Source organism: Burkholderia sp. MR1-5-21 (genome assembly GCF_053427715.1).
In genome coordinates this window covers 57120-71261 of sequence record NZ_JBSAXD010000040.1, presented here as the reverse complement: position 1 = coordinate 71261, position 14142 = coordinate 57120, and the positions used below count along the sequence as shown (strand labels likewise).

Here is a 14142-nt window from a genome sequence, read left to right as displayed (position 1 = left end):
CATGGTGGTACTCAGCTTGCTGGTCAAGGCTGTCAGAGGGGTAGCCTGCAGATTGGCGGCCAGCGCGCAGAGGCTGGCGACCAGAAGTCGCAGAACAAGGGCGATAAGCTTCGTGCTGAATCGGTTCATCTTACGCAAGGGCGGTGTCGCCAGACGAAGGGATTGTCACGGACGCATGCATCGTGGACGTGGCGCGGTGATCTTCAAAGGGAAGCAGAAATCCCTTCAATTTCTGTTTCCCCGTCAATTGAACGTCGCGATTCTGTGTCATGCGCCTGTTCCATGCCTTGAAAACGTCCGGCACATCTGCTGGATTGCCACTACCGGGAATGTCTCCCCCTGAGTGGAGCTTGAAAACCCTCTCTCGCAGCGTGGCGGCATAGTCCACACCGGTAGCGCCAATGTTGATCTCGCTATCCGATGACATGCTGCGTTGGTTCAGGTTCGCACTTCCCACCGTAATAAACACGTCATCAATGATCATCAGCTTCGAGTGGATGTAGATTTCCCGGTAGGCCATGTCGCGACTACGGATCTGACCGCTTGCGCGTAGCCGGGCGACGCTTACCTTGATCCCATAGGTGGACGCAAGTTCCTGCACGCTGGGATGATCCAGGACCTTGTACTCGCTCGTTATCGGACCATCTGGAGTATCGAGGGTGTAGGTTACTGTTTTGGCGTCAGGGTAGTCTTGAGACACACGATTGGCTGCAACGTACTTTCCCTGATCGGCCATCGCCGGGTTATTCGCCGTTGGGTCGCTCGCACCCAGCTCAGTGAGCATGTCATAGGTGCGGGGAATCATTCCATCGTCCTCGGGATGAGGGATGACAATGAAAAGATACAGAATCCCCATTTCACTACTGGGTTTTCCTGACCTTGGCACCCACTCCTTCCAATGACCTTTTCGGGTCTCTTTCAGTTGACGGGCGAAGGCAGGATAAAAGAAGTATTGATTCTCGATATAGATGTAATTGCGCGCCCAGGAACTCGCGTGAAAATAGAGTTCCTTGATCGTTTTCTCTTCATCTCTCGGATGAGTTCGAACGATCTGCACAGCATGATTGGGATCTGTTGACACCTTCTGAATATTGGCCGGTATCCCCGAAACCTCCCGAACGCCATATTCATCAGGAGCATAGTGATTCCAGTCCCGCACAAAATTCTCATGCAATCGCTTTAACGCCGGACCGAATACGCGGCACGCGTAATCCTGGTAAGGTCGGCCATGCACATAGCCATTTGTACCCGGATTCCCCTGTGTGGCTTCCTCGTGCTTCCGTTCTTCCTTGAGCTTGCCGCTCGCCAAGGCCTCCCGATGGGGATCGTCAATCTCATGGGCCGACCGGTCCCAGTAATCCGTTACGGAGTTCAAACCCATCACATAGCCGACCGCCTTGCTACCTTGGTTGTAGTTGTAATCGATCAAGATCGGCTTCTGATGGTGAGTCGGATAGGCCGTCATAAGAGCGCGTTCGTTGGTCGGCCCCATACCGCCCTGCGGCTTGTCCTTCTCGTCGGCCAACGAGTGACTGGCATCCGCCGCATCAATGGAGCGAAATGTGATCAACAGCTTCTTGTTCGTCCCGCTGCAATTGCCGTTCGGCCGATGGCGTTTCCACCAATCGATGCAGTATTTCTGGCGCCGTTCACTATTGTAGGGAGACGACGAACTTCCGACCGCCCAAGCTGCTGGATTCTTGAGAACATTGTGGCCGATATCGGAAAAACCCGGCACGTTGTTTTGCTTGGCTGAAGCTGTTTCCTGGTACCAGACCATCAACCGGACAGTGACTCCTTTCTGCACGATATCTTCTAGCAACTCACCATAGGTTTGCCCGCGTGGCCACTCGTTTTTGCCGTCCTCGCGAATCAGTTCCATACCTGGATCGAAACCCCAGCAGACGATATCCGCGGTTTCCTTCGCGAGCTTCAGGTCATTCGCAATGTTCGCGAACCCCTCATCACCACAGATGAAGAAGTCGAGATGGTTTTCATAGGTAATCGGGGCTATGTCCGTACGCTTTTCCAGCAACCATTGTGCCGATGACTTCGCCACGCGCGCTTGTTCGTCGATCGCGACATTTGCGGGGTTCTGGGATTTCAGGATGCAGTCAACCACGTTCAGGTCCTTTTCATTGATCGATCTTGCTTCATCAGGCCAATCGCTCACCACGATTGGTACGCTGGTCAGCGTGATCCGGGTCGCCCTCGAGCGCATCCTTCACGTTGAGGTCGAACTGCCCGCCGTTGGCCAGCTTGACCTGATAGGCCGCCGTACCGGGCTGGTGATCCTTCACCACCACCCGGCCGAATTCATCCGTGACCCCTTGCCCAATCTTTGCTCCGCCCTTGTAAAGGTCGTAGGGCTCGCTGATGTATTGATGCCCTTCGCTAGGTAATGCGCCTAACGCGAAATGCAGTTGCTCCTTCTCCGGAGGCAGCGCCGGGATGGTCGGCGTGCTGACGCTGTCGGGTCCAACGAATGTCTGACGTGCCGAATGCACCTCGAAGCCACCGGACGTGCCGCTCTTTATCTGTCCGGCCGTCCAGCGGGTATAACTGCCATCGCCGTTGATCTCGACCTCCTGCTGCGCGCTGATCGTGATCTTGGTAGCCGTGACGGTCACATTCAGCTTCGCCAGCAGATTGATGCTGTCCTTCAACGCCTTCACGTCGATGTCGCCTGCCGCAGCAACCATGCGCATGCCGGCTTCGTAGGCGAACAGCCGCAGCGCCCGGCGCGCACTGGCGAAAAAGCCGCCGCCCGTGCTGACCGACATGTGCTCGCCGGTGGTGACCGCCGTGGTTTTCCCGCTGCTCAAGTGAATCTGCTGCTCCGTGCTGGCAGCAACGCCTGCGGGACTGGCCAGAACCAGATGCGGCTGCTCGAACTGCTTCAGTGTGCCGCCACCCTGAATGGACTTTGCCTGTGTCTTCAACGAGGTGGCCACAGCCTTCTGCTCACCATCCTGCGCCCCTGCCGACTGGGCCGACTGAGCAAGACTTGCTGCGGTATCCTGAGCGTTCGCGAGTTGAAGGTTCACCTCGTCGACGTTGAATGCATCGCCGGTGGCGCCCGAGCGTGCATGAGTCGACAGCAGCAACCCGCGCGCGCCGCGCATCGCGGCATGTCCGTCCGTGCGCAACTCTGCGCCCTCGCCGCGCTTCTCGCCACGCCCCGCCGGCTCGCTCACGCGTGTGAGGTAGCCCATGTGCAAACCAGATTCGAGGTGATCGCTGCGAATCTGGGTCTGCACCTGCCCCTTCGTATCGTCCTTCAGCCAGACGTTGTTCTGCTCCCCGCCGATTTCTTTGCTGACGAAGCCTGACAGCGCATGTTGATCGGGGAGGTTCCACTGCGGGCGATTCGCACCGTTTCCCACGCGTGCCGTGATGACCGGTCGATCCGGGTCACCCTCGAAAAATGGCACGACAACCTCGTCTCCGATCCTCGGTAGCTGAATACCGCCGAAACCGGAACTCGACCAGGGCTGCGCGACACGCACCCAGCACGAGCTACGCTCATTGCGTTGGCCAATCCGGTCCCAGTGAAACTGCACCTTGACTCGACCTAATTCGTCGGTATAGACCTCCTGACCTTGGGGTCCAACCACGGTCGCGGTCTGCATCTGCATGACCGGCTTATGATGTTCGAACGGACTGCGGTAGGGGACAGATTTACGCTGCGCCTCGATCTCGATCAGGAAGAAACCTTTGGAGCCGTCCTCATGCGATACGATTGACGCGTTTCCTCCATCGCGGGCTGCCGTCACATCGGTCAGCCGGCCTTGCAGGCTGTGCGGGAAGTTCGCATGATGGCTTGATCCCGGGATGTTGTTCTCGATCAGCCATACGGCTTCGATAACCGCGAACTGACGCCGCTCTGCAGAATCCCGGTCGTGCTCCGGATGTCCGTCGAGTTCGAACCATCGACCAGCGTCTATCGCACGCAGACCGCCCGTGCCATAAAACCGCTTTGCGCGCGACTCCCATTCTTCCATGCGTACTTTGGTGAGGTTGTCACCACGATCCTGCTGCAAGTATGTATACGGACCGGTGTACTCGTACATCTCCAACTGATCGGGCAAATCCTGCGATACCGTTGGTACGTTGGTGCCTTTCGGATTGGCGAGAGACGACGGACTCTTATAGTCGAACGTGCGGGTTGTCAGCACAGCGCTATGCAGGGTTCGGATGCCCGACCAGTAAGCCAGCGCATCGACCTCGGTGTTCGTGCTGTAACGGGAGAACTGAACAGTCCGTGGGGCGAGCGGCTCGCAAGTATCCAGGTGGTCGGTGATGGTCAGCGTGTGCGACTTGCCGTCATCAGCCTGCTTCCAAATACCGAACAGGCCCTCTGTCTCCATCAATCGATGGGCAAAATTCCAGTCGTCCTCATACTGCGTGCAGTATGAACGCGGCGGCAGCGGCTTCGAGAGCGCAAAGTTGAAACGGCCCTTCGCTTGAGTATGGGCATCGAACACGTCGCTCAGGATTTCATCGACCGACTTGTCCTGCCAGACCCGCTGGTCGCGCCGAAATTTCAGGAAATGCATCCATGATGCAAAGCAGATCTGATAACTGGTCAGTCCACCTTCCGCTCCCAGTCGCCGGACCGAATAAACATAGCCGTGCCGGGGAAGATAAGACTTGTTCGCCTGCTGGACCCAAAGGGTAACGGACTGCCCGATCAGCTTCTTCAGCTTCAGATCACTGCGCGTCGACAGGACGTCAACGGTGAAATCATAGTGCCGCCCGATGCGCGACCAGCCCATCACGCGTTGCGGCAACAACACGTTGGCCCCGAGTGGGGTATCGAGTTTCAGCAGACGGTCCTGCTGAAGCAGTCGCCTTGAATCGCCCTCACGATGTCCTGCGCATCCATTGCTATCCCTTTATTACTTTTTGCTTACTTATTGTCATCAATATGACATGGGCTCTCGTGCGCGATTCTACAGTCAATTGCGGCGTTCGCAAGGTGAACCAAGGTCAAATACGGAACGCCGGCGAATCGACGATTCGCCCTATTGCCGGTCGCGCGGTATTCCGTATATAAAACCGCGATGGACAAGGATCTGTGGATTCGCGACCCCGTCGGCGCCTTTCGCGCATGGCAGGAAACGGAAGCGACCGGCGCGGACCGGCGGCCCTTTGCACCCCGCTCGATCGTGCAGCACGCGGCAATGTTCGACCGCTTCCTGCGCTATCTGCTCGCGCGCGGCGTAACGCCGGCGACGTTCGGCCCTGAGCACGTCGAAGGGTTCCTCGCGGATCTCGAGCGCACCTGTGCGCCTGACAGTTCAACCCGCGCACGCTATGCGAAGCTGATCGATCGCGTCGGCAGGCAACTGGTGTCCGCGGGTCTGCGCGAAACGAATCCGGCCGACCCGATGGCGCGCTTCGTCGCCTGGCCGGACGGCGAGCCGGAACCCGTCTGCCTGCCGCCGGACGCCGACAACGCACTGCAGGCGTACGTGCAACCGCGCACCGGCGATGGCCCGGTCGAATGCAGGAATCGTGCGATCGTTGCGCTGCTGCTCGGCAGCGGCATCACGTCCCGGGAAATCCGCACGACGACGATCGATGCGCTCGATCTCGACACACGCCGCCCGACGCTCGACGTAAGTCGGCACGGCGCACGGCCCGCACGCCGGATCGTGCTCGAGCGCTTCGCGCGCAAGCCGCTCGACGCCTGGCGCACGCTCGTCGCCGCCGAACCGCGGTCGGCGCTGCTGTTTCCGGCACCGCGCAGCGGACGTGCGATGAACGACATGTTCCTGCTGCTCGTCGTGCGCGACGCGCTGACCGCGATCGGTTTCGACGCGCCGGACATGAGCCCGCGCGTGCTGCGAAACACGTACGCGCGCCGTCAACTGATCGCAGGCCGCAGCCACGCGGACGTGAACGCGATGCTCGGCCTCGTGACGTCCCGGACCGTCGTCCGGATCCAGCAAACGCTCGCGCAGGACGCCGGCGCGCGCATTGCCGATCGTTCCCGCTGATTCCCGCGCGTTTCGGGAACGGCACGCGCTGCAACGCAACCGTGCGCACTGCCTGCACCTATCTGTTCGGCGGCTGCTGGCAGATCACGCCGTACCAGCCGAGCCCCTTGTACGTCTCGTAACCGGGCGTCGCCGCGAACGACACCATCGTACCGTTGTGCATCCGATAGAAACCCGCGGCCTTGCCGTCCGTCTGCAGGCGGAACTGTTCCTGCAGCACGCCCTTGCCGTCCGAACTCGCGATCACGCGCGACGACGCGTCGACGATCATGCAGCGGGTGCGCGCCCATTCGTCGTCGCTCAGCCGCACGCCGCCGACGACCGCCGCCGCCTGGGGCGCCCAGTCGAAGAAAATGACGAGCGCGCCGAGCACCCGGCCGTGCGCCTGGCCACCCGCGCGAATGGCGGTCGAATACGTCGCGACCTGCGCATGCTTCAGCCACGGCAGCGTCTCGATATCGGATGCCGCGTAGTCGGCGCCGGTGTGCGTCTTCAACGCGGCCTTGAACCAGTGCGCGTCGTGCACGTCGCGCCCCTGCACCGGATAAGTCGCCTCGCGCCCGCTCGCAACCACGATGCCGTCGGCATTCACGACCCACAGATCCTTGTAGACGGTGTAGCTGTCGAGAATCACCGACAGCCGCGCCGAAGCATGCGCGCTCGCCGCGGGACTCTCGTGCGTCACGCAATCGACGAGCGCCGAATCGGTCGCCCACCAACGGACGTCGCACGAGCGCTCGTACAGGTTGCGGTCGATGATGTCGATCATGTTCAGCGCGAGATCGGCGCAGCGCTGGCCTTCATGCGAACGCATCCGTTCGATCATGCTGTCGCCGAGTTCGGTCAGGCGTGTCAGCGCCCCCGCGAGTTCCTTGTTGAGCCCGTCGGTGATGTCGCCGATGCGTTTCGATACGTGCTTGACCTGGTTCGCGACCACCGCGAAGCCTTTGCCGGCATCGCCCGCGCGGGCGGCCTCGATCAGCGCATTCAACGCGAGGAAGGTCGTCTCGCGGTTGATGTCGTTGATGTCGCCGATCTTGCCGGTGGCCAGCTTCTTCACTTCGTGGGTCAGGTCGACGATTGCTTGTGGATTGGCCATGTCTTGGGTCTCTCTCGTTGTCACGTGCGTGATGTGTCGCCCGGAGAGGAACGCAAGTTCCGGGCCTGCTCCAGCGCGTGAAAATGCCCGTATCGCGGCCGAATGCCGGTCACTCGTCCGTGCATGCACGCCGGTCGCACAGGCGATGCACCACGATGGGGGCGACCCTTGCACGCTTTGCTGACGGTCGTGTCCGGCGCGGTACGGCCGACGCCGACGCTCTATCAGCGCAGCGGCAAGCCGAGCCGCCACGACAGATTGCGGCGCGCGCGCGCCTCGCAGCGGTCGTGGAACAGATCGGTGTGATAGATGCGCGGACGCGCAAGCAGGTCGCCGAGGATCGAGCGGACTTGCGCATCGTAGGCACGATCGTCGAGATCCGGGCGCTCGGCCCGCAGCCGCAGGCCGTCCTCGCGAAAGCGGTCGCGCGCCGCGCCGAGTACCGCGAGGTCGATGTCGACGGCGAAACGGTCGTCCGGTTCGCCCGGCACGCTCCGGTGCCGGGTCGCGAGGATCATGTCGCGGATATGCGCACCGGAGGCGATCCGTCCCGCCGCCCGCTGCACGAACCAGTCGGCGCTGCGCGCCTCGTTGTCGCGCGCGCCGGGCCGGTAGATCACGTCGTGGCACCACAGCGCGAGCTCCACGGCATCGGGATGCGGGATCGCACCGCGCGCCCAGTCGAAATCGCGCAGACAGCGGCGGATATGGCGCAGCGTGTGGTAGTGACGCGTCGCTTCGCCATAGCATTGCGCGAGATCGGCATAGATGGCTTCGGCATCGCGGCCGCCGCTGCGCGACCACAGTGCGATGAAGCGCGCTTGCGTCTGGTTCATCTTCGCCTCTCTCCGTCGTCGCGCCGCGTGCGCAAGCGCAACGCCGCCTCGTGCTCGCGCGCGCCCGCCGCACGCAGCCGTCCCGCGACGGCGCTCAAAAGAACTCCTTGCGGATATCGATGCTCGACCGCTGCCCGATATGCTGGTAGTTCTCCGCGAGCCAGGCCTCGGCTTCACGCCTGCCGTTGTCGCGCAGGCTGCACAGAAAGTCCCAGTCCGCGTTGTACTTGCTGGACACGCTGAGCGCGCACATTTCCTCGTCGGAACGGATCGAATGGATCAGCATTTCCTTCATCTCGTCGCGCTTGATCTTGCCCTGCTGGATCAGTTCGGTCACGAACGCGATCGCGCGCATCTCGCGCATCAGCGACGAGTTGAAGCTGATCTCGCTGATGCGGTTCAGGATGTCGGCCGCCGTTCTCGGCACGCCGGGGCGCACGAGCGGATTGATATGGACGATCACGACGTCCTGAGTGTCGCAATGGTAGATCAGCGGGTAAATCGCCGGATTGCCCATGTAGCCGCCGTCCCAGTAGTGCTGGCCGTCGATCGTGATCGCCTGGAACAGCGTCGGCACGCAAGCCGACGCGAGCACCGCTTCCGCGCACACATCCTCGCCCGTGAAGATCCGGATCTTCCCCGTCTCGACGTTGGTCGCGCTCAGGTAGAGACGGATCGGGCAGTGCCTGCGCAACGCATCGAAGTCGACGTGACGCTCGAGCACTTCGCGCAGCGGATTCAGGTTGTGCGGATTGAACTGGTACGGCGAGAAGATGCGCAGCACCATGTCGGCGAACATATACATCGGCGAGTGATCGAGCCCGAAGCTGTGCGTCCCTTTCAGCCACGGCGTCCAGCGCAGCGGGTTGTATTGCTCGGCGGACTGTGCGATCGCGTGCCAGAAGTCGTGCAGCGCGTCGCGCGCGCCGGGCGCGCCGCCCCGCAGCAACCCGTCGGCCAGCACGGCCGCATTCATCGCGCCAGCGCTGGTGGCGCTCACGCCTTCGATCGCGAGCCGGCCGTCCTCGAGCAGGCGGTCCAGCACGCCCCACGTGAACGCGCCGTGCATCCCGCCGCCCTGCAGCGCGAGCGCGACCGGCTTGGGTTCGCCACTGTCCCGGTGTTTCGTGTTCTTCGTCGCCATCTCCCGTCTCCCGTCGTCGATGCCGCTTGTCGATGGCGCTTGTCGATGCCGATTCACACCGTGCCCGCGACGCGTGACGTCCACCTGCGTTCATGCGTGCGTCGGCGCCGATCGCTCACCCGCCGGTTGCCGCCAACGACTCGAGCAATGCGCTGACCTCCTGCAGGTCGACCGTATCGAAGCCTTCCGCAAACCCGGCGCAGACGTCGGACAGCATCTTCCGCGCATCCGCGGTCTCCCCCTGGCTCACGCGCAGCCGGGCAAGGTCCCGCACCGCGCGCAGCTCGAACGAGCGGGCGCCCTGCTCGCGTGCAATGTCGATCGCGTTGTGCAGGCAGCCTTCGGCCTGCTCCGCACCGGGCGGTTCGCCGACGCCGCTGCCGTCGTCCCGCATCGCGAGCAGCAGCGCTGCCTTGAGCCGATACAACTCGGCCTCGTAGCAGCGTTCTCCGGACCGGCCCGCCAGCGCGATCCCCTCATCGATCGCGCGCAGCCCCGCTGCCGTATCGCCAGCCTTCCGGTAACTGTCCGCGAGCAGCGCGTGGAAATACGAGCAGCCCATCGCGGCGCCCGTCGCGCGATACCCGTCAATGCCCGCGCGGATCTGCGCGATCCCTGCGTCGACGCTGCCCTGCTCGCTCAACGCCCAGCCGTGAAGCACCGCCCCCCACCCGTACCAGAAAGGCAGCCCCTGCTCGGTCGCGAGCGTCATCAGTGCGTCGGCGCGCTCGCGAATCGGTGCAACCTCGCGCCGGAGCTGATGCAGCTGCGCGGCATAGGCGAGCGTCAACGCAAGCGTCGGCACGTTGGGCGTTTGCCTGGCGCGCGCGAGCGCAGCCTCGCTGCGCTGGTTCGCCTGATCTGCATATCCCTGGTGCCACAGCGTCCATGCGAGGAAACTCAGGCCGCGGATGCGCGGATCGATCACGATGTTCACCATCGGCTCCGGACGCGGTTCCGCATCGAGCAGCGCAAGTGCCCGGTCCTGATGCGCGCGGGCGGTGCCGAGATCGCCTTCGAAGAACAGGGTGGCCGCGAGCGCGAGATGTCCCTCCACGAGCAGCCCCGGCTTGTGCGCGTGTCGCGCCATGCGCAGCAGCCGGTCGCCCAGTTCCCGTGCCGGGCGGTACTCCGCGCGCAGGTGGTAATAGGTCCTCAATCCAAGCAGCACCGGAAAGAGCTGCGACGTCTCGCCTGCCTGCTCGCACAGCGCGAGCGCGCGCGTGTAGTTCGCCTCGACCTCCGGCGCGCCATAGCCGCGGACGGCCATCAGAGCAGGCCCCAGCGCCAGCCGCAGCGTCAGCTCCTGATGCGCGCGCTCGCGCGTATCGGGCAACCGCTCGAGCAGTTCCAGCGCGGCGCCGAGGTGCCGCATCGCGTCGGGTTGCGCGGAATGCTGCAGCGCCTGTTGCCCGGTGCGGTACAGATACTCGACGGCCTTCTGCACGTTGCCGCTCAACCGGTAGTGATGCGCGAGCTCGTTGCAGTAGTCGGCGATCCGCGTCGGAAACAGCGCCTCGATCGCCTGCGCGGTGCGCTCGTGCAGTGCGCTGCGCCGCTCCGTGAGCAGCGAGTGGCCGGCCACTTCCTGCGTCAGCGCGTGCTTGAACGAATATTCGACTTCCGGGAACGCCGGTCGCTCGTAGATGAACTCCGCCGTGTTGAGCCGAGCCAGCAGCTGGCGCAGGTCGTCTTCGGTCTGCGCGACCTGCGGGTCACAGATGCGCCGGATCAGGCTGAACGGAAACTCCTTGCCGATCACCGCGAGCGTCTGCAGCAGCTCCTTTTCATCGACGGCGAGCCGGTCGATACGGGCCGCCAGCACGCCCTGCACGGTCGTCGGAATATGCAGCGCGGCCGGCGTCTGCACGATCCGGTAGCGGCCCGGTTCGCCGACGAGCGTCTGTTCCTCGACGAGCGTCTGGACCACTTCCTCCATGAAGAACGGATTGCCTTCCGTCATGTCGAGGATGCGCGTCTTGAGCGGCTCGAGGCCGGGATCGTCGCCGAGCAGCGCGGTGAGCAATCCTTGCGCCTCGGCCGGGCCCAGCGGTTCGAGCCGCAGCCGGGTGCAATGCGCAGCGCCGTCCCAGAGTGCCGGATACTCGGGCCGGTAGTTCACGAGCAGCAGGATTCGCGTGTCCGCGACGCGGTCGATCAGGCTCGTGAGGAACGCCTCGGTCTCGCGATCGAGCCATTGCAGGTCCTCGAACAGCAGCTCGATCGGCTGGTCGCGGCTCTCGCGCGTCAGCAGCCGGATGATCGCGTCGAATGTGCGTTCGCGGCGGATCTGCGGATCCATTTCCGCGAGCGCCGAGCCGGGCTCGCCGGCGCCAAGCAGATAGAGCAGGTACGGCACGAGCTCTTCGAAGCCGCGCTCGAGCGTCAACGCCTTGCCCGTGACTTTTTCCCGGCAGCGCCGCTCGTCGTCCTGCGCGGTGATCTGGAAATAGTTCTTCAGCAACTCGATCAGCGGCAGGTTCGCAAAGGCCTTGCCGTGCGACACCGAGAAGGTCTCGAGCACCAGACAGCCGCGCCGCGAGCGCGCCTTGAATTCATGGAACAGCCGCGACTTGCCGACCCCGGCCTCGCCGACCACCGCGACGACCCGACCGCGGCCCGCCTTGGCCTCTTCCAGCGCGCCGTGCAGGTGTTCCAGCTCGGCATCGCGGCCAACGAACCGTGCGAGGCCGCGATGCGCGGACAATTGCAGCCGCGTACGCAACGCGCCGAGGCTCAGCACCTCGTACACCGACAGCGGCTCCGGAATGCCCTTGACCTGGGTGGCCCCGAGCGCCTTGAACTCGAAGTAGCCTTCGGCCAGCTTGTGCGTCGACTCGCTGACGAGGATCGACGAAGGCGTCGCGATCCCTTCCATCCGTGACGCGATGTGGATCGTATGCCCGACCGGGTCGTAATCGGTATGCAGGTCGTCCGTGCGGATCGAGCGCACGACGACTTCACCGGTATGCACGCCGACGCGGATCTGCAGCGGGATACCTTTCTCCAGACGAACCCGGTCGCTGTGCCGACGCATTGCTTCCTGCATCCGCAGCGCCGCGAACAGCGCGCGCTGCGGATGGTCCTCGTGGGCAATCGGCGCGCCGAACAGCGCGAGGATGCCGTCGCCGAGCGACTTCGCCACATAGCCTTCGTAGTAGTGGACCGCTTCCATCATCAGCGCGACGACGGGGTCGATCAGGCGGTGTGCCTCTTCCGGGTCGAGGTCGTGGATCAGCGCGGTCGAACCGGCCATGTCCGCGAACAGCGCGGTGACGGTCTTGCGCTCGCCGGCGGTCTCGCCCCGCGCTTCCATTGCCGCCTGTTCGGCGAGGATGCGCTCGGCGAGGTGGTGCGGCGTGTAATGAATCGGCGGGACCGGCGCCGCGGGCGGCCCGGATGCCGGCCGCGGACGCGACGCAGGCACATCGCGCGAATCGCTCAGCGGCGCGCCGCATTCGCTGCAGAACTTGGCGGTCGGGCCCGACTCGTGGCCACAGCGCGGACAGGCGCGCGTCAGCATCGTGCCGCACGCCTGACAGAAGCGAGCCCCGGCGGGATTGTCGAATCCGCAATGTGCGCAGCGCATACGCTCCTTCCCTTGCCCGGTGCCAGCTTTTAATCATTCTAGTGCCGTACCCGGTTGCGGCAAGGCGCCGGTCGCACACGGCGCGCGTCGACTTGCGACGTCACGCTTGCGCTCGCGCCACAGGTGCGCGTGGCTCCGCCTCCATGCCGCGAACCGCGACGGAAGCTGCATCGCACGCGTTGCGGATTTATCCGCGCGGCAGCGGCTGGACCAGCCGCAAGATCCGATTGTCGTAAGGCGACTGCACGACCTCCGCAATGCGAACGTCGGCCGCAGCCGGATGGAGGGGATTCAGCAGGAAATTGTGCGCATACGGCACGACCACGCTCGGCACCCGCAGCAACGCGCTCGGCTGCGTCTGCAGCCACTCGGTGCCGGCGCCCTTCGTCCAGTCGGGATTCGAGCGCCAATCGGCGGGCGCGTCCGCTTCGGCGATCTCAGCGACGGCGATCGCGTCGGGCACGTCCACCCGCAACAGCTGATACCCGCTCGGCAACTGCGCGACCGATCCGATTTCCAGGTGGACGAGCGTCTCGAGCAGCGCAAGCGCCGGGTGCTCGGCGAGGTAGACGACCGGCTGCCCGGCGAAATGCCAGCGTCCGCCGGCACGCAATCCGCCGATGCCCTTCAGGTCGGCGTAATTGCTGATCCGCCACAGTGTCGTCAAGCGAAGTACCCCTCGTCGATCTGTGTGAGGGCTTCCTCGACGAGCCGCGCGCCGTGCTCCGTGCTCGCCATGTCGAGCGCGGTGCGGCCGCCGAAGCGCTGGAGCCCGCTGCGCAGCCACGTCATCGCCTTGTCCTGCTCGCCGAAGGTGGCCGCCGCCTGCGCGACGATCCGCGCGAGACGGATCGCCTTGTCGGACTCCTCGGGCGACAGGCGCTCATGCGCCTGGCGGCGATGGCTCAGCGTTCGCCGCGGGATGATGAACGCCAGTTCGTCCGACTTGAGGCCGTGCTCGGACAACCGGTCGATCACGTCGACGTCGACACGCGCGCTCGCCAGTTCGGCGAGATCGGCGCCCGACCGGACACGGATCGCGAGCAGCTCTTCGAGAATCGAGAATTCGGCCTGACGTGGGTGCGCGATGCCCGTCGGGCGAAAGGCGATGGTGCTCATGACCGCTCCTTGGCAATTTGCCCAATCATTATAGGCGTTTTGCCAAAAACGTGCGAGGCGCGGGAGTGCGACCGATGCGGCAAGGTCGCGTGGGCGACGCCCCGCGGCTGGCTGCGGGGTCAGGCGAATCGTAGATTCGCTTCGGTGAGGCTTTGCGGAAATTCAGTATATAAAGAGGCTGACGGGCACCCCCGGTTGTCACGTAACAACTGTTCGCATCATAAAAACTCAATGGATACCCTCTGCCGCACGCCCCGGCACGGATCCGAAGTTCCCGGTTCACCGCGCTCGACGCTGCACAATCGTTTCGTATCCACCCACAAATCATCAGATTAAATACGCCCTCCTCG

At 63.6% G+C, this 14142-nt stretch carries 9 protein-coding genes; 1 reads left to right on the top strand and 8 read right to left on the bottom strand.

The window, feature by feature from the left end; translation table 11 throughout:
* Positions 1 to 130: 130 nt before the first annotated feature.
* Together ACV229_RS35760 and ACV229_RS35755 are read right to left on the bottom strand one after the other, a co-directional pair.
* On the bottom strand, positions 131 to 2173 hold the full coding sequence (locus ACV229_RS35760) for a phospholipase D-like domain-containing protein (RefSeq protein ID WP_448087786.1): 2043 nt from the start codon (positions 2171 to 2173) through the stop codon (positions 131 to 133).
* Entirely contained in the window at positions 2157 to 4799 is a 2643-nt protein-coding gene (locus ACV229_RS35755; RefSeq protein WP_448087785.1) for a type VI secretion system Vgr family protein, read from the bottom strand. The genes ACV229_RS35760 and ACV229_RS35755 overlap by 17 nt, the downstream gene beginning before the upstream one ends.
* Before the next feature lie 267 nt (positions 4800 to 5066).
* Between ACV229_RS35755 and ACV229_RS35750 the strand changes: the two genes are divergently transcribed.
* Positions 5067 to 6005 (top strand): tyrosine-type recombinase/integrase, encoded by a 939-nt coding sequence (locus ACV229_RS35750; protein WP_448087784.1) that lies wholly within the window; start codon positions 5067 to 5069, stop codon positions 6003 to 6005.
* 58 nt (positions 6006 to 6063) lie between these two features.
* Here the strand turns inward: ACV229_RS35750 and ACV229_RS35745 are convergent, their stop codons facing one another.
* The 6 genes from ACV229_RS35745 to parS all read right to left on the bottom strand — a co-directional run bounded on the left by ACV229_RS35745 (position 6064) and on the right by parS (position 13792).
* Positions 6064 to 7104 (bottom strand): methyl-accepting chemotaxis protein, encoded by a 1041-nt coding sequence (locus ACV229_RS35745; protein WP_448087783.1) that lies wholly within the window; start codon positions 7102 to 7104, stop codon positions 6064 to 6066.
* Between the two features lie 224 nt (positions 7105 to 7328).
* Positions 7329 to 7940: an HD domain-containing protein gene (locus ACV229_RS35740; RefSeq protein WP_448087782.1), complete on the bottom strand. Its 612-nt coding sequence runs from the start codon at positions 7938 to 7940 to the stop codon at positions 7329 to 7331.
* Between the two features lie 94 nt (positions 7941 to 8034).
* On the bottom strand, positions 8035 to 9084 hold the full coding sequence (locus ACV229_RS35735; protein WP_448087781.1) for a patatin-like phospholipase family protein: 1050 nt from the start codon (positions 9082 to 9084) through the stop codon (positions 8035 to 8037).
* A 115-nt stretch (positions 9085 to 9199) separates the two neighbouring features.
* Entirely contained in the window at positions 9200 to 12673 is a 3474-nt protein-coding gene (locus ACV229_RS35730) for an adenylate/guanylate cyclase domain-containing protein (protein WP_448087780.1), read from the bottom strand.
* Between the two features lie 187 nt (positions 12674 to 12860).
* Positions 12861 to 13340 (bottom strand): RES family NAD+ phosphorylase, encoded by a 480-nt coding sequence (locus tag ACV229_RS35725; RefSeq protein WP_448087779.1) that lies wholly within the window; start codon positions 13338 to 13340, stop codon positions 12861 to 12863.
* A complete protein-coding gene (parS, locus tag ACV229_RS35720; RefSeq protein WP_448087778.1) occupies positions 13337 to 13792 on the bottom strand; it encodes a type II RES/Xre toxin-antitoxin system antitoxin in 456 nt (151 codons plus the stop codon). The genes ACV229_RS35725 and parS overlap by 4 nt, the downstream gene beginning before the upstream one ends.
* Between the last annotated feature and the right edge of the window lie 350 nt (positions 13793 to 14142).

Bases quoted from the DNA above. Each gene is read 5' to 3' on its own strand.
- ACV229_RS35750 (WP_448087784.1), top strand. From the start codon at position 5,067: ATGGACAAGGATCTGTGGATTCGCGACCCCGTCGGCGCCTTTCGCGCA.
- ACV229_RS35745 (WP_448087783.1), bottom strand. From the start codon at position 7,104: ATGGCCAATCCACAAGCAATCGTCGACCTGACCCACGAAGTGAAGAAG.
- ACV229_RS35740 (WP_448087782.1), bottom strand. From the start codon at position 7,940: ATGAACCAGACGCAAGCGCGCTTCATCGCACTGTGGTCGCGCAGCGGC.
- ACV229_RS35735 (WP_448087781.1), bottom strand. From the start codon at position 9,084: ATGGCGACGAAGAACACGAAACACCGGGACAGTGGCGAACCCAAGCCG.
- ACV229_RS35730 (WP_448087780.1), bottom strand. From the start codon at position 12,673: ATGCGCTGCGCACATTGCGGATTCGACAATCCCGCCGGGGCTCGCTTC.
- parS (WP_448087778.1), bottom strand. From the start codon at position 13,792: ATGAGCACCATCGCCTTTCGCCCGACGGGCATCGCGCACCCACGTCAG.